This is a genomic window from Stenotrophomonas sp. 10N36, from assembly GCF_056395005.1.
Genome location: NZ_JBFTIS010000001.1, coordinates 58,775 through 76,199, shown reverse-complemented (window position 1 = coordinate 76,199; position 17,425 = coordinate 58,775). Strand labels below are relative to the sequence as shown.

The following is a 17,425-nucleotide window of genomic DNA, read 5'->3' as shown; positions in this document are numbered from 1 at the left end:
ACGATGAGCTACCTGACCAGCGTGCTGGACAAAAGCCCGATCCGCGATGGCGGCACGCCCGAGCAGGCGCTGCGCGACAGCCTGCGCCTGGCCCAGCATGCCGAGAACTTGGGCTACCACCGGTACTGGTTCGCCGAACACCACGCCACCCCGCAGCTGGCCAGCTCCGCGCCGGAAGTGCTGGCGGCCTGGGTGCTGGCACAGACCGCGCGCATCCGCGTCGGCACGGGCGGGGTGATGCTGCGCCATTACGCCCCGTACAAGGTAGCCGAAACCTTCAACCTGCTGGCCAGCCTGGCCCCGGGCCGAGTCGACCTGGGCATCGGCAAGGCGCCCGGCGGACTGCCGGCCTCCACCGCGGCGCTGGCGGCCGGGCGTACGCCGGCGGGCGCCTTCGAGCAGCAGCTGCACGATCTGGAAGGCTTCCTGTCCAGCAGCCTGCCCGCCGACCACCCGCATGCCGCCGCACAGGCGCGGCCGCTGCCGCGGACGCCGCCGGAGCGCTTCCTGCTCGGGGCCAGCCCGCAGAGCGCGCACCTGGCGGCCGAGCTTGGCTGGCGTTTCGTCTATGCGGCGCATTTCGATGGCGACCCGCGGAGCATCGAGGCGGCATTCAACGCCTACCGCGCGGTGTCCTCGCACGCCCCGTTGCTGGCCACGGTGGCCTTCGCTGCGCCCACTGCCGAGGCGGCCGCACGCCATCTGGGCGCGTTGCGCATCTACAAGCTGCACCTGGGGCCGGGGCAGACCGTCAACCTGCCCAACCCGGAAGCGGCCGCCGAGTACGCGCGACAGGTGGGCGTGGCCGACTACCGCATTGAAGAGACCCATCCCAGCGTGCTGTCGGGCGATGCACAGCATGTGCGCCGCGCGCTGGACGACCTGCACCAGCGCTTCGGTGTGGGCGAATTCATCCTGGATGCGCCGGTGGCCGATCTCGACGCACGCCTCACCTCACTCGAACTGCTGTCGCCCGCGCCCCGCGCGGCGGTGGCCTGATCCCCAGGAGAACGCCATGAGCAAGACCCCGCGTCCCATTCCGTTCGGCATCATGCTGCAGGGCCCCGGCAGCCACATGCACGCCTGGAAGCATCCCTCCAACGTGGCCGATGCCAGCGTCAACCTCCAGTACTACATCGACGTGGCCCGCACCGCCGAAGACCACGGCATCGCATTCGGCTTCGTTGCCGACGGCCTGTACATCAACGAGAAATCGATTCCGCATTTCCTCAACCGCTTCGAGCCGATCACGCTGCTGTCGGCGCTGGCCACGGCCACCACGAAGATCGGCCTGGCTGGCACCTTGTCCACCTCCTACAGCGACCCCTATACGGTGGCGCGGCAGTTCGCCTCGCTGGACCTGATCAGTGGCGGGCGCGCGGGCTGGAACGTGGTGACCTCGCCGCTGGAAGGCTCCGGGCGCAACTACGGCCGCCCGCATCCCGAGCACGCGCTGCGCTACCAGATCGCCGACGAATACCTGGAGGTGGTGCAGGGCCTGTGGGATTCCTGGGACGACGACGCCTTCGTGCGCGACCGCGACAGCGGCACCTTCTTCGCGCCTGAGAAATTTCGCCGGCTGGACCACAAGGGCCGGTTCTTCCAGGTGGAAGGCCCGCTCAACATCCAGCGCTCGCCGCAGGGACAACCGGTGATCTTCCAGGCCGGCGCGTCCGACGATGGCATCGCGTTGGCCGGCAAGTACGCTGATGCGGTGTTCACCCACGCGCCGTCGCTGGAAGAAACCCGCGCGTTTACCCAGAAGGTGAAGAATGCGGCGATCGCACACGGTCGCAGCGCCGCTGACGTGAAGATCTTTCCGGGCATCGGGCCGATCGTCGGCGCCACCGCGGAAGAGGCCGAAGCCAAGTACCAGACCATCGCCGCGCTGGCCGGGCTGGACGATGCACTGGCCTACCTGGGGCGCTTCTTCGACCACCACGATTTCACCCAGTACGACCCGGACGGCCCGTTCCCGGAGCTGGGCGACATCGGCGCCAATTCCTTCCGTTCAACCACCGACAAGATCAAGCAGGACGCCCGCGCGCATGGCCTGACCCTGCGCCAGGTGGCGTTGCAGGCGGTCAGCCCGCGCCCGAACTTCATCGGCACCGCCGAGCATGTGGCCGACGAGCTGATCCGCTGGTTCGAGGCCGGTGCCAGCGATGGCTTCATTCTCGGCTTCTCGGTACAGCGCGAGGGCCTGGACGACTTCGTCAGCCAGGTACTGCCGGTCCTGCAGGCACGTGGTTACCACCGCGGCACGTTGGAGGGTGGCACCTTGCGTGACCACCTGGGGCTGCCGCGCAAGGCCAGCCGCCATGCCGGCGACACCGCACCCGTGCGCAAGGCGGGCTGAAGGAGCATCACGATGAACATCCTGCACCGGCCCCCGGTTGATATCGTTCCCCTGCACGGCGGCGTGCTGCCCGCCATTGCAGCGCGCAACGCCGACGCCATCGCGATCCGCCACGACCTGCACCAGCACCCCGAGCTGGCCTTCGAAGAGCACCGCACCAGCGCCCGCGTGGCCGAGCTGCTGCAGCAGTGGGGCTATGCGGTGACCACCGGCGTTGGCGGTACCGGCGTGGTGGGCACGCTGCAGCGCGGGCAGGGCAGCCGTCGCCTGGGCCTGCGTGCCGACATCGACGCACTGCCGATCCATGAGGAATCCGGGCTGGGCTATGCCAGCCAGCGCGAGGGATTGATGCATGCCTGCGGGCACGATGGCCACACCGCCATCCTGCTCGCGGCCGCGCACTACCTGGCCCACCACGGGCGCTTCGACGGCACCTTGCAGCTGGTGTTCCAACCGGCCGAGGAAACCGGCTCGGGCGCAACGAAGATGATTGCCGACGGCCTGTTCGAGCGCTTCCCGGTGGATGCGATCTACGGGTTGCACAACTGGCCCGGCGTGCCGGTGGGCCATTTCGGGTTCGTCGACGGCCCGGCGATGGCGTCGGTGGATTGGGGGAAGGTGCTTGTGGTGGGCAAAGGCGGCCATGGTGCCGAACCGCAGGGCAGTGTCGACCCGATCCTGGCCGCCGCGCATATCGTGACCGCGCTGCAGAGCGTGGTGTCGCGCAATGTCGATCCGCGCCAGATGGGCGTGGTCACGGTGGGCTCCATCCATGGCGGCAAGGCCGCCAACGTGATTCCCGATGCGGTCGAGCTGACCCTCACCGTGCGCGCCTACCTTCCCGAGGTGCGCGACACCCTGCGCCGCCGCGTCACCGAGATTGCCGAACACACCGCGGCCGCCTTCGGTGCGCGTGCCGAGGTCGAGTTTCCGCGTGGTTTCCCCAGCGTGATCAACCATCCCAAGCAGACCGCGTTCGTGCGCCAGGTGGCGCTGGACGGGTTCGGTGCGCAGCAGCTGGTGGACGGGTTCGCGCCGCGCACGGCCAGCGAGGATTTTGCCTTCCTGCTGCAGGCCCGGCCGGGCAGTTTCGTGTTCGTGGGCAACGGCGACAGTGCGCCGCTGCACAGCCCGCGCTACGTGTTCAACGATGCAGCCATCGCGCCGGCGGCCAGCCTGTGGGCGCGGCTGGCCGAGCGTTACCTGGTGGAGGATGCGGCATGAGCGACCTGTTCCTGTACACCTCGGTGCACGACCCGCTGGCCAAGCCGCTGTTCGATGGATTGGAGCAGGAGTACGACAGCCGCTACGCAGACGTGCGCGGGCGCATCGGTGGCAGCGCCCGCGAAGAACTGCAGCGTTACCCGGCCGATGCCTTTGCCGCACCCGTAGGGGCGTTCGTGCTGCTGCTGCGCGACGGCGTGGCCATCTCCGGTGGCGCCTTCATGCCGCACCGCGATGCCGACACCGCCGAGTTCAAGCGGATCTGGACGTTGCCGGGTCTGCGTCGCCAGGGCATCGCGCGACGCGTGCTGCAGGAGCTGGAGGACCAGGCCGTGCGGCAGGGCTACCGGCGCGTCTACCTGACCACCGGGTTCCGCCAGCCCGAAGCCGTGGGGCTGTACCTGGGCCATGGCTACCGGGCGCTGTTCGACCTGCAGGCCGACCCGGAAACCGTGGCCCACCTGCCGTTTGAAAAGCACCTGCCGCTACCGCACCCGGCTGCCAACGCCGCGCCGCCGCAGCGGCAGGGAGTCCACGCATGAGCACCCCATCCAGCACGCTGCCGGGTATCGTCGCACCCGCCACGCCATCGCCTGCGCTGCGCATCGTGCCGGCGCGGCATCCGCTGCAGCTGGCCGGTACCGTGGTGGCGCTGGCCCTGATCCTGTTCGGCCTGCAATCGGTGCTGGGCAACCCGCGCTGGGGCTGGGGCACGTTTGCCGAATGGTTCTTCGCCCGCCCGGTGCTGGAAGGGCTGGCCCGCACGCTGTGGCTGACCGCGCTGGGCACGGCGCTGGGCTTCGGCCTGGGCACCGTGCTGGCCTTGGCGCGGGTGTCCGGCTCGCCGCTGCTGGCGGCGGTGTCGTGGGGCTACGTATGGCTGTTCCGCTCGATCCCGCTGCTGGTGCTGTTGCTGCTGCTCAACAACCTGGGCTATCTGTACAGCACCATTGCGCTGGGCGTGCCGTTCACCAGCATCACGCTGTTTTCGTACCCGACCACGCAGCTGATCGGGGTGTTCACCGCGGCGGTGCTCGGGCTCACCCTCAACCAGGCGGCGTTCTCGGCCGAGGTGATCCGCGGCGGCATTCTCTCGGTGGACCACGGCCAGTACGAAGCGTCGGCGGCGCTCGGGTTGCCGCGTGGCCGGCAGATCCGCCGCATCATCCTGCCGCAGGCCATGCGTTCGATCCTGCCGGCCGCGTTCAACGACGTGATCGGGCTGGCCAAGAGCACCTCGGTGGTCTACGTGCTGGCGTTGCCGGAGCTCTTCTACACGGTGCAGGTGATCTACCGGCGCAACCTGGAAGTGGTGCCGCTGCTGATGGTGGCCACGGTCTGGTACCTGGTCATCCTCACCGTGCTGTCGCTTGCCCAACATCGCATCGAGCGACGTTTCGCACGCGGCCAGCTGCAGCGCGAACGTACGGTGTCCAAGCTGCCACCGCGTGCGCCTGCAGCGGGCAGCGCTGCCCGTGCCGGTTCGCGCCCGTCGATCGCCCCGGTGCTGCAGGGCAACGGCGCCACGGTATCGCTGCAGGGCGTGGGCAAGGTGTTCGGCGACCAGACCGTGCTTGACGACGTGCACCTGGAGGTGAGCGCCGGCAGCGTCACCGTGCTGATCGGCCCGTCCGGCGCCGGCAAGTCCACCCTGCTGCGCCTGATCAACCACTTGGAGCGTGCGGATCAGGGCTTCGTGACCGTGGGCGGGCAGCTGGTGGGCTACCGCCGCGAGGGCGACACGCTGTACGAGTTGCCGGAAGGCGAAATCCGCCGTCGGCGCGCCGACGTGGGCATGGTGTTCCAGGGCTTCAATCTGTTCCCGCACCTGACCGCGCTGGAGAACATCGTCGAGGCACCGATCGCGGTGCGCGGCATCGCCCGCGCACACGCCGAGCAGCAGGCATACGACCTGCTGGAGCGGATCGGCCTGGCCGACAAGGCGCATGCCTATCCGCGCGAGCTCTCCGGCGGCCAGCAGCAGCGCATCGCCATTGCCCGCGCGTTGGCGCTGCAGCCCAAGGTGCTGCTGTTCGACGAGCCGACCTCGGCGCTGGATCCGGAGCTGGTGGCCGAGGTGCTGAGCGTGATCGAAGAGCTGGCGCGCTCGGGCACCACGTTGGTGATCGTCACCCACGAGCTGGGCTTTGCCCGCCGCGTGGCCGACCACGTGGTGATGATGGACCAGGGCCGGGTAGTGGAGCAGGGCCCGCCCGAAGTGGTGTTCGACCGGCCGCGCCAGCCGCGCACCGCCGAGTTCCTTGCCAAGACGCTGTAACCCCCTTTTCACTTTCAGCAGGGAAACCGCATGAACGCCCCCCACAAACGACGCGTCTCCACCGGCAGTGCACTGGTTGCCGCGGTGCTGGTGATCGGTGTTGCCGGCATCGTCTACTCGCGCGTCGAGCAGGGCAGCGACGCGGCACCGGCGGCGCGCGCCACCCTGGCCGGTGATGCCGCGCCGGCCTTGAACGGCACGCCGGATCCGAAGGCGGCGGCTCTGATCCCGGCGGGCTTCACCTTCGTCACGCCAGGCACGTTGACCGTGGCCACGCATCCGGCGCAGCTGCCGCTGGCCGATTACGGCGCCGACAACAAGCAGATCGTGGGCGTCGAACCGGACATCGCCCGGCTGATCGCCGACGGCCTGGGCCTGAAGCTGGTGCTGGTGCCGGTGGCGTGGCCCGACTGGCCGCTGGGACTGCAGTCGGGCAAGTACGATGCGGTGATCTCCAATATCACCGTGACCGAAGCGCGCAAGCAGAAGTTCGACTTCTCCAGCTACCGCTACGACCTGCTGGGCATCTACACCCGCACCGATGGCCCGATCCAGAAGATCACCACGCCCGCCGATGTTGCCGGGCTGAAAGTGGTGGTGGGGGCCAGTACCAACCAGGACCAGATCCTGCGTGCGTGGGACCAGCAGAACATCGCCGCTGGCCTGAAACCGGTCGAGTACCAGTACTTCGACGACGCGGTGGTGGGCCGCCTGGCGGTGATCACCGGGCGCGCGGATGTGTCCTTCGAGCCCAACGCCACCGGGGCGTATTCGGCGCGCGACGGCAAGGTGCGGCGGGTGGGGCTGTTCCCGGGCGGCTGGCCCGATGCGGCGGCGATTTCGGTGACCACGCGCAAGGGCAGCGGGTTGGCTGAACCCATCACCCAGGCCTTGAACACGCAGATTGCCTCGGGCACCTACGCCCAGGCGCTCAAGCGCTGGAATGTGAGCGAAGAAGCGGTGGCGCAGTCGCAGACCAATCCGCCGGGGCTGCCGAACCTGTAAGCGTCAGGACGCCAGCCAGACGATGCCCTCGGGCCTGTCGCCACCACTGTGGAGAAAGGTGGACACGGCACTGAAACACTGCTCGACCGCCACGCACCAGGAAAGCGGGTAGGTGTCCACCTGCCCGTTGCCGAGCACGTAGTCGGCCGATCCGATGCGCGTGGCATCACCGCAGGAACGCACCCCGGCATCGCCTTCAACCGGGATGTACATCAGCCAGGCATGGACACCGTTGCGCAACATGCACAGGGTGGCGCCGGTCGGCGCAGTCGCCCATAGCTCGAAGGCCGGCAGGGTGTTCGCCCGCGCGAGGGCTGCGTCCACCTGTGCTGGCGTTGTAGCGGCCACGCTCTGGCCGTTGAGGTCCATCTCCATCGTGCTCGCGTTCCTTTGTTCGTCTGTTGCGTTCACCAGCGCGCTTCAAGCGTGCGGAACGGCTGCGCCAGCCGCACCCCGTCGGCATCGTAATCGCGTACCGCGCGCCCATCCACGCGCACGCTGGCCGGGCGCGTGCGGGCCGGCCACCACACGCGCACGGCATTCTGCTTGCGCAGGCCCGGACCAAGGGTGACCCGCAACGTGCCATCGTGCTGCCGCGCCTCCATCTGCAGCGTGCCATAGGCGGTGGGCAGGCGATCAACCGCCAGTCCTTCTCCGGCCACCCACGACGGTGGGGCGCCCGGCAACAGCGACAGCGCATCGTCGTCCTCGCGCATCAGCATGCCGAACAGCGTGCGCCCGTACTCCGCGCCGATCCAGGTGTGCGGCATGTCGCCCAGGTAGCGCGGGAAGCGCAGCCGCGAATGCACCACTTCGGCGAGCACCTGCCATTCCAGCGGGCGACGGTCCTGCAGCAGGCCCTGCAGCAGCTCGTCGGYGGCGTCGGGCTGGTTGAGATGCACGTAGCTGAGCACGTTGCGGATCTCATACGGCGTGTAGGCATACAGCGCCCCCGGCTCGTTGCGCTTGCGCACGTCCGCCAGGTAACGCGCGAACGTGGTGCGTAGCGCCTCCGCGGGCAGCACGTCCTGCGCGCCGGTGGGGTCCAGTGCGATCGACACGCCGGTCGGATCGCCGTCGCCCAGGTCGGCCGAGGAGGGAATGAAGTCGATGCCCTTCCACGCCATGGTCGCGCGGATCGAGGCGGCCAGCGCATCGTGCAGTGCGGTGTACTGCTCGCGCGCCCAGCGGGCGGTGTCATGATCGCCCAGCGATTCGGCCAGCCAGGCACCGTCGTGCCAGCCCTTCAGGCCCCAATAGTCATCCCAGTAGCTGTGCGTGGGCGAGGGGTAGCCTTCGTGGCTGATCGACGGGGCCAGGATGCCGGCGAAACGTTCCGGCGACGGTTGGCCGGCCATGTAGCCCGGCACCAGCGTGCGTTCGCGCAGCGCCTGCAGGAAGCGCAGCGCCGCCTTCACCTTGGGCAGGTACGCGCGCACCGATTCGGGACCGCCGTCCAGCCGCGCCACATCGGCGACCAGCGAGACGTACTGGCCCTGGCTGTCATATTCGATGTCCGAGCCGAAGCCGGTGTTGACGCTGCCGTCGTCGTTGAGGATTGGCGAAACCAAGCCGTTGGCGTGCACGCCGTGCGCGCTGTACCAGGCCAGGTAATCGCGTGCGACCTTGGCCTCGCCCATGCGCAGCAGCACCGCCGAGGTGGCCATGCCGTCGCGGATGAAGGAGCGGTTGTAGTTGCGCGGCCCCGGTTGCATCGCCGGACCGGTCTGGTTGATGAGCATGTACGCGGCCTGCGCGCGCAGCATGTCCACCAGCGACGGGTCGGGCAGGCGCAGCCCGACCTGGCCCAGCCGCGCCTGCCAGTCGGCCGACACCTCGGTGGCCAGTGCGTCGTAGGCGGCGTCGGGGTCGGCTGGCAGGTTGGCCAGGTCCAGCGCCGGTGCATCGGGCAGGCTGCCGTTGGCGGCGGTGGGCGCGGTGCCCAGCGGGAAAGCCAGCACCACCGAGCGGCTCGCGCCGGGCGCAAGCTGCACGCGGTAGGCCAGCGCGGCGGCCGCAAGGCCGTCGGCGTCGTCGGCGTGTTGGGCGGCGGGCAGCATGCCGGTGGCGATGGCCGTGGTGATCTCGCTGCTGCCTTCGTTGCCGAACGGGGCCGCACCGGCGGCATCGACCGGGGTCAGCGACAGCAGCAGCGGTCGCCCGTTGATGCGCACCGCGCGGCCCTCGATGGCCACCTCGCGGATCGGCGACAGGCCGCCGTTCTGCCACGGCGGATTCATCTGCATCGGGCGTACTGCCAGCGTCAGCATGCCCGCCACCGGCGTGGTGCCGGTATTGCGCAGCCGGTGGCGCACGAACGTGACCGGTTGGCCGCCACGCTCGATGGCGAAGGTTTCGCTCTGTAGTTCGAGCCCGGGTTGCGGCGTCCAGGTGGCCGACGGCATCGGTTTCCAGCCATCGCGCAGGGCATGCGCTACCGGCGCTGCGGCGGCACCGGCCGTGGTGCCATCGGCGTTGCGCCAGATCGGTTGCACCAGCGGCGCGCCCTTGAACGCTTCGAGGTTGCCGTACTCGTCGAAGATCGATTTCTGCCGACCGGCATGCACGCCCACCGCCGTCCAGTAGGTCTGCTGCAAATGCAGTGAGGCCGGGAACAGGGCGCGCTGCGCGCCGCTGGCGGCCACTTGATAACGCTTCATCGGGGTCATCACCGCGGCCGGCCCCAGCAGACGCAACCGTGCGATCCGCGGGGCACTGCCGGCCACTCGCAGGCGCAGCGCCGTTGCGGTCACGGCGGCGGTGCCGGCCAACCAGCTCTGGGTGCGGCTGCCGGCCTGCGGGTCGCGGGCGAGGTCGACCCAGCGGCCGTTTGCGTCCTGCGCCTGCAGGCGCGCGGCACCGTGACCACCGGCCCAGTCGACGGCGAGCCCGGTGGTGGGCTGCGCGCGCGGCAGGGTGATCTCCAGCTGCGATTCGACGCCGGCGTGTGCCGGCAGGGGGACGCTTGCATCGCCCTGCCACAACGCCGCCGCCTGCGCCGGATCCAGCCCGGCCACGCGTGCCGCTGCCGTGGTATCCAGCGGCTCAAGTTCGAAGATCGACACACCCCAGTCGGAGGTCTTTTCCGGGCTCGCCAGGCGCAGGTAGCGGGCCTGCCGCGGGGCGAAGAACAGGGTTTCGATCCCGCCCAGCGAATCGCGCATGGTGTAGGCAGGCTGCCAGTGCGTGCCGTCCATCGACGTCTGCAGGGTGTAGCCCTCCGGGTTGGAGACATCCCAGGTGATCCGCGCGCCGCCCAGCTGGGCGGGTGCGCCCAGGTCCACCTGGAACCAGTGGCCCGGGCTGAACGCACCGCCGGTGACGGTCTTCGGGTCGCCATCGATCAAGTGACTGACCGCCATCGCCGGCACCTGCTGCGAGGAGCTGCTGGCCTGCCACTGGGTGCGGGGCGGCAGGTTCTGCGCCAGGCCGGTGGCGGCCAGCGCCAGGGCGGGGAAGAGCAGGGCACGTGCCAGATGGCGGGGCGTGGGCCGAACAGTCCAGCGTTGAACATGCAACCGCATCGACGCGCTCCCGATCCTCTGGCCCCAACGGCGGGGCAGGGCACACGCTAGCAGGCGTTGTAACCGTTTACATGACGCGTCGCAATATCACGGTTCGATGGTCTGGGCCCGGTTGCATCAGCCCATCGCCGCCGCGATCTGCTCGCGCAGCCAGCGGTGGGCCGGGTCCYGGTGCACGCGCTCGTGCCACAGCATCACCATCTCGAAACCAGGTACATCGATGGGCGCTTCCACGGCCTTCAGGGCGGGGTCCTGGGCCACAAGCCGCGAAGGCATCATCGCCACCAGGTCGGTGCGCAGCAGCACGCTGCGCAGGAACAGGAAGTGGGGCACCGACAGCACGACGTTGCGGCGCGCGCCCACGTGGGCGAGCGCGGTATCGGTATTGCCGTGAAAGCCGCCGCCATCGGGCGAGACGATCACATGGTCCAGTGCGCAGAACTGCTTGAGCGTGGGCCGCCGCTTGAGCCTGGGGTGGTCGTGGCGGCCAGCCAGCACGTAGCGTTCCTGGAACAGCGGCCGATGGTGCAGGCCGGGCGGTGCCTCGGAGGTAATGTGGATGGCCAGGTCGATGTCACCGCGCTCGCTTTGCGGCACCATCTGCGCCGGCACCAGGCCGATCACGGCCAGGCGCACACCGGGTGCGGCACGGCGCAGGGCAGGCAGCGCGGGCAGCACCACGGTGGTTTCGCCGAAGTCCGATGCCATCACCCGCCATGTGAGCCGCGCCTGGCCCGGGTCGAACGCCTGCACCGGGGCCAATGCGCGCTGCAGTGCTGCCAGCGCCTCTGCAAGGGGCGCGCGCAGGGCATCGGCACGTGCGGTGCTGCGCATCCCGCGCGGACCCGGCAGCAGCAACGGGTCGCCGAACAGCTGCCGCAGTTTGGCCAGTTGCACGCTCACCGTCGGCTGGGCCAGATGCAGGCGCTGGGCGGCGCGGGTGACGTTCTGTTCGTCCAGCAATGCCTGCAGGGTGACCAGCAGGTTCAGGTCGATGCGCCTCAACATATTGTCCATGGCAATGCCTTGAATTGCAGGAATTCATTTCAACTATAACCAATCACGGCGCAGCATCACCGCATTCCCTCCCTGGTCTGCCCATGAACGTTCTGCTTGTTTACGCCCATCCCGCATCCACCTCACTCAACGGCGCATTGAAAACATTCACCGTCGACCGCCTGGAGCGGGCTGGTCACACCGTCCAGGTCTCCGATCTCTACGCCATGCAGTGGAAATCCCAAGTGGATGCCGACGACCATGTCGGCCGCGATCCCGCGCTTCCGTTCCACGCCTCGCTGGATTCGCGCAAAGCGTTCGCCAGCGGCAGGCAGAGCGCGGATATCGCGGCCGAGCAGGACAAGCTGCGCTGGGCCGACGCGGTGATCCTGCAGTTTCCGCTCTGGTGGTTTTCGATGCCGGCGATCCTGAAGGGGTGGGTCGATCGCGTGTATGCCTACGGTTTCGCCTACGGTGTCGGCGAGCACTCTGACAGCCACTGGGGCGACCGCTATGGCGAAGGCGCCATGAGCGGCAAGCGCGCCATGCTGGTGGTCACCACGGGCGGCTGGGCATCGCACTACGGCCCGCGTGGCATCAACGGCCCGATCGACGACGTGCTGTTCCCCATCCAGCACGGCATCCTGTTCTATCCCGGGTTCGACGTGCTGCCGGCGCATGTGATCTACCGCAGCAGCCGCGTCGATGCGGCCTCGTATCCGCACGAACTGGAGAAACTGGGCGCGCGCCTGGATGGGCTGGCCAGCGATCCGGTGATTGCCTATCGGCGCCAGAACGGCGGTGATTACCAGATTCCCGAGCTGAGCCTGCGCGATGATCTTGCCGCGGGCCAGGCCGGCTTGGCGGTCCATATCGCCACCTGAGCGTCACCTGCGGCGGCCGGCCCCCTTGCATTTGATACGGACGGCCGCACGATGCACGCATGCCATCTTCCACGATCATCCCTGAGCCAGCGGGCACCCCCCTTCTTCCCCACGTGTGGCACCAGCGCCTCACCGGCTGCCGCATCGAGGCCCAGGCGATCGGCGCCTCACGCGCGGATGTGTTCCGGGCGCACGGCGGGGACGGCCCGGATGTGTTCCTCAAGCGCGAGCCGGCCGATGATCCGTTCGGTGAACTGCAGGATGAAGTGGCGCGCCTGCGGTGGCTGCAAGGGCAGGGCGCGGAGGCGGCGCAGGTGCTGGATACGCACGACGATGCCAGTGGGCGCTGGTTGCTGATGGGCGCAGTGCCCGGCCGTGACCTGGCATCGTCGCCGGACCTCGCCCCGCTGCAGGTCGTGCACCTGGTGGCGGATGCCCTGCAGATGCTGCACAGGCTGCCGATCGATGACTGCCCGTTCGACCATCGGCTGCCCCATCGCCTGGCGGCGGCACGGGCACGCATGGAGGCCGGTGCGGTGGATGCTGACGATTTCGATGACGCGCGCGCGGGGCAACCGGTATCACAGGTCTTCGCGGCGCTGCTGGCGAGCGTGCCGGCGCAGGCGGACCTGGTCGTGACCCACGGCGACGCGTGCCTGCCCAACCTGATGGCGGCACAGGGGCGCTTCACCGGGTTCATCGACTGCGGGCGGTTGGGCGTGGCCGATCGCCACCAGGACCTCGCGCTTGCTGCGCGCAGCATTGCCAGCAACCTCGGCGAGCAGTGGGTGGCGCCGTTCTTTGCGCGCTACGGCACCGTGCCGGATCCTGCGGCGGTGGCGTTCTATTGCCTGCTCGACGAGTTCTTCTGAGCCCGCGCCACTTGACGCATCGTCAAGCGCTTTGCCGGGCAACGTGACGCGCTGCGGGTTCAACCGCCGACCGCCCTTGGCCAGACTGTCCCGGTGCCAGCGCAGTTCCGCTGCTGGCGATCACATTACCGGGGCCTTTGATGATCAGCATTCCTGTGTCGCACCGTTCGCACGCGCGCATCCGCCGCTTTTCCCTCTGGCTGTGCGCCCTCGGCTATGCCGCGCTGGCCGTCGGCTTCGCGTGGACGGCACTGAGTGGCCACCGCAACGCCGAGGCCATCCTCAAGGACGCGGTGACGGTGCAGGCACCGGTGCAGTTGGACCGCATCGACGAGCACCGGCGCAAAGGCCGGGTGAGCCATGAATACCAGTTCCAGTATCGGTTCAACGTCGATGGGGTCGCGCACACCGGCACGTTCGCCACCAGCGAAGACAGCGCCGCGCCGTATCTTGAAGAAGGCGCGCTGGTGCGCGTCGCCTACTCGCGCGCGCAGCCGGCACGTTTCGATCGTCTGGAGCGGCTGCAGAGCCAGCAACGGCTCGGTGCCGTGCTGGGACGGCTGTCGGTCGGGATACTCCTGCTGGGTGTGCTGGCCTTCGTGGTGTACCTGCTGCTGACCCGAAAACTGTTCGTGCCGCGTGCGCCTGCCGCCGTGCCCGCAGCTTGACGCCGGCCATGCACGGGCAGGGTAGGCAGGTGGTTGACAGTGCAGGCGGCCACGGTAGGGTGGCCGCTTCCCCACCGTTCTGGTCGCTTCCGATGGCTGTCCCCGCGTTCGCCGAGCTGCTGTCGCGCCACATGCGTCGTATCCGCGCCAGCGCCGGTGGCGTGGCGGCCGAGATCGGCATCAGCCGCGAAGCAGTCAACAACTGGCGCTCGGGTGCGTCGCTGCCCAGCCGCCGCCATCGCGACCGGGTATTGGGGTGCTGCAACTACCTGCGCCTGACCGAAGCGGAAAGCAACGCCCTGTTGTGTTCGGCCGGTTTCGAGCCCGAGTTCCCGGTGGAGCCTGCCGTCGCACTGCCCCTGCGCAGCGCGACCCCGCCCACGGTGCTGCACCTGCTGGACCGTCTGCAGCAATTGCGCCCGTATCCGGTCTGCCTGTTGCTGACCCAGGCGCACTGGGGGCAGCCGCCCGAACGCGAGGCGATCCTGGCCGAGGCAACCGCACGCTATGGTCACGACCGGGTGCTGCACCTGCAGCCGCCGTTCCGGGCAGGCGAGGGCGACGCGGATTACTTTGCACGGCTGGCCGAACAATGCGGGCTGGAAGGGGTGTCATCCGATGCTGGCTTTGAAGCAGCGCTGGCACGCCGACTGCAGCAGCCCGGCAGTCTGTTCTGCCTGGTCAGCCGCTTCGAGCAGGGGGCCGCCGGTCCGCGCGATGTGCTGGCCGGCATCCTGCGCAGCCTGAGCGAGATGTACAGCGGCAAGTTGCACCTGCTGATCTGCGGCGGTGCCGCGCTGGCGGACCTGAAGTACCAGGGCGGCGACCTGTCACTGCTCAACATCGCCGCCAGCCAGCAGTGGCCGGAGCTGGTGGTGGATGACCTGCAGCGCACTGCGCCGGACGTGCCCGACTACCTGCTGTCGCGCGCGCTGCACCTGTCCGGCGGCCATCCGCTGCTGGCCCAGGCTGCCGTCACCTTGTTGACCACGTCCTCGCCAGAGGCGGTGCTGGACGACGAGGCCGTGATCACCACCCTGTCCACGCATCCGCGGCTGTGGGAAGCGCTGTTGCCGCTGTTGCGTGACGCCCAGGCACGCGCCGCGATCGGCAGTTGGCTGGACCGGGCGCGGCTGGCGCCCGCACGGCCGTACCTGGTGGACCCGCTGCTGCGCCAGTTGTACTGGGACAACCTGCTGGCGGTCCGCGTGCATGCCGATGGCGCGTGGCTGGAATGGCGATGCGACGCCGTGCGGCGGTGCGCGCGCCATGTCATCGACAGCCTTGCCGAGCTGCCCGCATGAGTGCGGCGGCAAACGTGCTGCTGCGCTGGCGTACCTGGCGGCTGCTGCTGATCGCGGCAGTCACGTGGTTCGTGGCCAGCCTGTTCGTCGCACCGATGCTCAATCCCTGGGTGGCGTGGAAGATCACGCACGACGGCGAGAGCATGATGCTGATGCAGCGTGCCCGCATCGATACGATGTTCCTGCGTGAGGAGGCGCAGGGCCATTGGGAGCGCGAAGGCGAATGGCCCACCGCCGTCGCCGTGCCGGGTGTGCATGACCCGGCCGAAGCGGTCGTAGTGGCCGAGGTGCCTGCACCGTTCGTGCTGCGGCTGCGCTTCACGGGTAAATTCCCCGCCAGCGCCGGCCTGGCCGGTACCGTGCTGGAGTACACCCTGGACCCCGCCAGTGGACACTGGCGCTGCCAGCCGGGTACGCCGGCGCCGCCCTCGCGGTGGCTGGCGCCGGACTGCCAGTCCAGCGCGCCGTGGACCATCATCGAATGGCTGGGCCTGCTGCTGGGTGTCACCACACTGTTGCTGATGGTGCTGGGCCTGATCTGGTTCCGCGCGCGGCCCGCCGTTGCCAGCATCCTGCACGCGCCGCGAGAACTGCTGCTACAGCCGCTGCAGGGCTTGCCCGCACTCGACCGCCAGTTGGGCTGGCTGCGACTGCGTGCACGCGTACTGGCCGACGTGGGCGTGGCCGGTGTGCGCTGGCGCGAAACCTTGCGCCACGTACAGGCGCCCGCCGACGCCCAGGCCGCGCTGCTGGCCGCACGCATCGGCGCGGAGGACACACCGGCCCAGGGCTGGACGCTGCCCGGCTGCGTGCGGGAGTGGCGCCTGCCCGACACCCTGCCGGTGGCGCTGGAGCGCCTCTGGGTGTACCTGCCCGATCCGGAGATGACCGGCCAGGCTATCGTGCAGCAGCTGCGCGGCATGCCTAACGGCCAGGACGTGGTGCTGCTGGTCAGCCCGTCGGTGCAGGCCGAGCCAGCCCTGGTGGCCTATGCCGACGACCCGGCCAATCTGTGCGCCTGCCTGGACCAGGCGGCGCAGACGCGGTGGCTGCTGCAGCCGGGCGCCGTGGCGCTTCTGCTCGCGCTGCTGGCGCGTCAGCTGAAAGTGACCCGCATATCGCCCTACCAGACCCATGGCGGCATCACCCGGCCGGCGGCGTTCTTCGGGCGTGAATCGCTGCTGGCGCGCGTGCTCAACCGGGAGCCGGGCAACTACCTGCTGGTGGGCGGGCGGCAGCTGGGCAAGACCAGCCTGATGAAGGCGATCGAGCGCCGCTTCGTTGGGCATCCGCACGTGCACTGCCGGTATCTGTCCCTGCGTGACCATCGCCTCGCCGTGCGGCTGGCCGTGGAGCTTGGCCTGCCCGAAGACACCGGCATCGACGCGCTGGTCGCGGCGATGTCGGCCCGTGCCGAGGGGCGGCGGGTGCTGCTGTTGATCGATGAAACCGACCTGTTCCTGCGTGACGAGGCCCAGCATGGCTACCCGCAGTTGTCCGCGTTGCGCGCCATCAGTGAAGAGGGGCGCTGCCACTTCATGCTGGCCGGTTTCTGGGATCTCTATGAGGCGGTGACACTGGATTTCGCCTCGCCGCTGCGCAACTTCGGCGAGGTCATCCATGTGGGTGGCCTGGAAGACGAGGCCTGTCATGCGCTGGCCACCGAGCCGATGGCACGTCTGGGCGTGCACTTCGCCGCATTGGACCTGCCGCGCACGCTGGTGGCCGCCTGTGGACGGCGTGCCAACCTGGTGGCGATCGTCTGCCAGCAGCTGCTGTCGCAGTTGGGGCGTGGCGAGCGGGTGATCGATGCCCGTCAGCTGCATGCGGCTCTTGGGTCGGAAGCGGTTTTCGATGCGCTGGCGGGCTGGGCACGGTTGACGCCCGATCCATTGGCAAACCGGATCGACCGCATCGTGGTGTACCGCCTGGCATGCGCGCAGTTGGGGCCGGGCGCAGAGCGCGGAGTTCGCCTGGAGGACGTACTGGCCGACTTCGATGCGGCCGGCGTGGCGGTGGAGGCTGAAACGCTGCGGCGCGCGCTGGCGCGGTTGCAGCTGGCGTATGTGATCCGGCGAGACGACAGTGGTGCACGTTTCGTGTTCGCGGTGCCGGTGTTTGCCACCCAGTTCCAGCTGGAGGAGGCGCGTGCGCTGCAGCAGCGCGAACTGCAGGCGATGGTGTTGGCAGAACCGTCCGCGTGACTGCGCGGGGCGGGTGCGTGCGTGCCGCAGCGCGTGCGCGCATGCTGTTCCGCCCGCGACGGCTTTGTGCAAGACTCGCTCCCTGACCCCGGCGTTGCAAGGATGGG

Annotated in this window: 14 protein-coding genes; 11 read left to right on the top strand and 3 right to left on the bottom strand. The window is 69.1% G+C overall.

The window, feature by feature from the left end:
• Positions 1 to 3: 3 nt before the first annotated feature.
• Genes AC1DCJ_RS00335 through AC1DCJ_RS00310 form a run of 6 tightly spaced genes read left to right on the top strand, consistent with a single transcriptional unit; the run spans position 4 to position 6,866 of the window.
• Positions 4 to 999, top strand: a complete 996-nt coding sequence (locus tag AC1DCJ_RS00335) for an MsnO8 family LLM class oxidoreductase (protein WP_478069820.1) — start codon at positions 4 to 6, stop codon at positions 997 to 999.
• Between the two features lie 16 nt (positions 1,000 to 1,015).
• On the top strand, positions 1,016 to 2,359 hold the full coding sequence (locus AC1DCJ_RS00330) for an LLM class flavin-dependent oxidoreductase (protein WP_478069819.1): 1,344 nt from the start codon (positions 1,016 to 1,018) through the stop codon (positions 2,357 to 2,359).
• A gap of 12 nt (positions 2,360 to 2,371) precedes the next feature.
• Positions 2,372 to 3,583 carry a M20 aminoacylase family protein gene (locus AC1DCJ_RS00325; RefSeq protein ID WP_478069818.1) on the top strand — a complete coding sequence of 404 codons (1,212 nt, stop codon included), beginning with the start codon at positions 2,372 to 2,374 and terminating at the stop codon, positions 3,581 to 3,583.
• Positions 3,580 to 4,125 carry a GNAT family N-acetyltransferase gene (locus AC1DCJ_RS00320; RefSeq protein WP_478069817.1) on the top strand — a complete coding sequence of 182 codons (546 nt, stop codon included), beginning with the start codon at positions 3,580 to 3,582 and terminating at the stop codon, positions 4,123 to 4,125. The genes AC1DCJ_RS00325 and AC1DCJ_RS00320 overlap by 4 nt, the downstream gene beginning before the upstream one ends.
• Positions 4,122 to 5,861, top strand: a complete 1,740-nt coding sequence (locus AC1DCJ_RS00315) for an amino acid ABC transporter permease/ATP-binding protein (RefSeq protein WP_137189300.1) — start codon at positions 4,122 to 4,124, stop codon at positions 5,859 to 5,861. The genes AC1DCJ_RS00320 and AC1DCJ_RS00315 overlap by 4 nt, the downstream gene beginning before the upstream one ends.
• Positions 5,862 to 5,891: 30 nt before the next feature.
• On the top strand, positions 5,892 to 6,866 hold the full coding sequence (locus tag AC1DCJ_RS00310) for an ABC transporter substrate-binding protein (RefSeq protein WP_038688743.1): 975 nt from the start codon (positions 5,892 to 5,894) through the stop codon (positions 6,864 to 6,866).
• Positions 6,867 to 6,869: 3 nt separating this feature from the next.
• Here the strand turns inward: AC1DCJ_RS00310 and AC1DCJ_RS00305 are convergent, their stop codons facing one another.
• The 3 genes from AC1DCJ_RS00305 to AC1DCJ_RS00295 form a co-directional block, all read right to left on the bottom strand.
• Complete coding sequence (locus AC1DCJ_RS00305; RefSeq protein WP_478069816.1) at positions 6,870 to 7,241, bottom strand: Imm1 family immunity protein; 372 nt, start codon at positions 7,239 to 7,241, stop codon at positions 6,870 to 6,872.
• Between the two features lie 32 nt (positions 7,242 to 7,273).
• Positions 7,274 to 10,390 carry a discoidin domain-containing protein gene (locus AC1DCJ_RS00300; RefSeq protein ID WP_478069815.1) on the bottom strand — a complete coding sequence of 1,039 codons (3,117 nt, stop codon included), beginning with the start codon at positions 10,388 to 10,390 and terminating at the stop codon, positions 7,274 to 7,276.
• Between the two features lie 117 nt (positions 10,391 to 10,507).
• On the bottom strand, positions 10,508 to 11,407 hold the full coding sequence (locus AC1DCJ_RS00295) for a LysR family transcriptional regulator (protein WP_478069814.1): 900 nt from the start codon (positions 11,405 to 11,407) through the stop codon (positions 10,508 to 10,510).
• Positions 11,408 to 11,421: 14 nt separating this feature from the next.
• Between AC1DCJ_RS00295 and AC1DCJ_RS00290 the strand changes: the two genes are divergently transcribed.
• The 5 genes from AC1DCJ_RS00290 to AC1DCJ_RS00270 all read left to right on the top strand — a co-directional run bounded on the left by AC1DCJ_RS00290 (position 11,422) and on the right by AC1DCJ_RS00270 (position 17,318).
• Entirely contained in the window at positions 11,422 to 12,270 is an 849-nt protein-coding gene (locus tag AC1DCJ_RS00290; RefSeq protein ID WP_478069813.1) for an NAD(P)H-dependent oxidoreductase, read from the top strand.
• A 59-nt stretch (positions 12,271 to 12,329) separates the two neighbouring features.
• Complete coding sequence (locus AC1DCJ_RS00285) at positions 12,330 to 13,142, top strand: APH(3')-II family aminoglycoside O-phosphotransferase (protein ID WP_478069812.1); 813 nt, start codon at positions 12,330 to 12,332, stop codon at positions 13,140 to 13,142.
• A 140-nt stretch (positions 13,143 to 13,282) separates the two neighbouring features.
• Positions 13,283 to 13,810 (top strand): DUF3592 domain-containing protein, encoded by a 528-nt coding sequence (locus AC1DCJ_RS00280; RefSeq protein WP_313243988.1) that lies wholly within the window; start codon positions 13,283 to 13,285, stop codon positions 13,808 to 13,810.
• A 92-nt stretch (positions 13,811 to 13,902) separates the two neighbouring features.
• Positions 13,903 to 15,114, top strand: coding sequence for a hypothetical protein (locus AC1DCJ_RS00275; RefSeq protein ID WP_478069811.1), 1,212 nt, complete (start codon positions 13,903 to 13,905; stop codon positions 15,112 to 15,114).
• Positions 15,111 to 17,318 carry a hypothetical protein gene (locus AC1DCJ_RS00270; protein WP_478069810.1) on the top strand — a complete coding sequence of 736 codons (2,208 nt, stop codon included), beginning with the start codon at positions 15,111 to 15,113 and terminating at the stop codon, positions 17,316 to 17,318. Before AC1DCJ_RS00275 ends, AC1DCJ_RS00270 begins: the two co-directional genes overlap by 4 nt.
• Positions 17,319 to 17,425 lie beyond the last annotated feature (107 nt).

Bases quoted from the DNA above. Each gene is read 5' to 3' on its own strand.
- AC1DCJ_RS00335 (WP_478069820.1), top strand. From the start codon at position 4: ATGAGCTACCTGACCAGCGTGCTGGACAAAAGCCCGATCCGCGATGGC.
- AC1DCJ_RS00330 (WP_478069819.1), top strand. From the start codon at position 1,016: ATGAGCAAGACCCCGCGTCCCATTCCGTTCGGCATCATGCTGCAGGGC.
- AC1DCJ_RS00325 (WP_478069818.1), top strand. From the start codon at position 2,372: ATGAACATCCTGCACCGGCCCCCGGTTGATATCGTTCCCCTGCACGGC.
- AC1DCJ_RS00320 (WP_478069817.1), top strand. From the start codon at position 3,580: ATGAGCGACCTGTTCCTGTACACCTCGGTGCACGACCCGCTGGCCAAG.
- AC1DCJ_RS00315 (WP_137189300.1), top strand. From the start codon at position 4,122: ATGAGCACCCCATCCAGCACGCTGCCGGGTATCGTCGCACCCGCCACG.
- AC1DCJ_RS00310 (WP_038688743.1), top strand. From the start codon at position 5,892: ATGAACGCCCCCCACAAACGACGCGTCTCCACCGGCAGTGCACTGGTT.
- AC1DCJ_RS00305 (WP_478069816.1), bottom strand. From the start codon at position 7,241: ATGGAGATGGACCTCAACGGCCAGAGCGTGGCCGCTACAACGCCAGCA.
- AC1DCJ_RS00285 (WP_478069812.1), top strand. From the start codon at position 12,330: ATGCCATCTTCCACGATCATCCCTGAGCCAGCGGGCACCCCCCTTCTT.
- AC1DCJ_RS00280 (WP_313243988.1), top strand. From the start codon at position 13,283: ATGATCAGCATTCCTGTGTCGCACCGTTCGCACGCGCGCATCCGCCGC.
- AC1DCJ_RS00275 (WP_478069811.1), top strand. From the start codon at position 13,903: ATGGCTGTCCCCGCGTTCGCCGAGCTGCTGTCGCGCCACATGCGTCGT.
- AC1DCJ_RS00270 (WP_478069810.1), top strand. From the start codon at position 15,111: ATGAGTGCGGCGGCAAACGTGCTGCTGCGCTGGCGTACCTGGCGGCTG.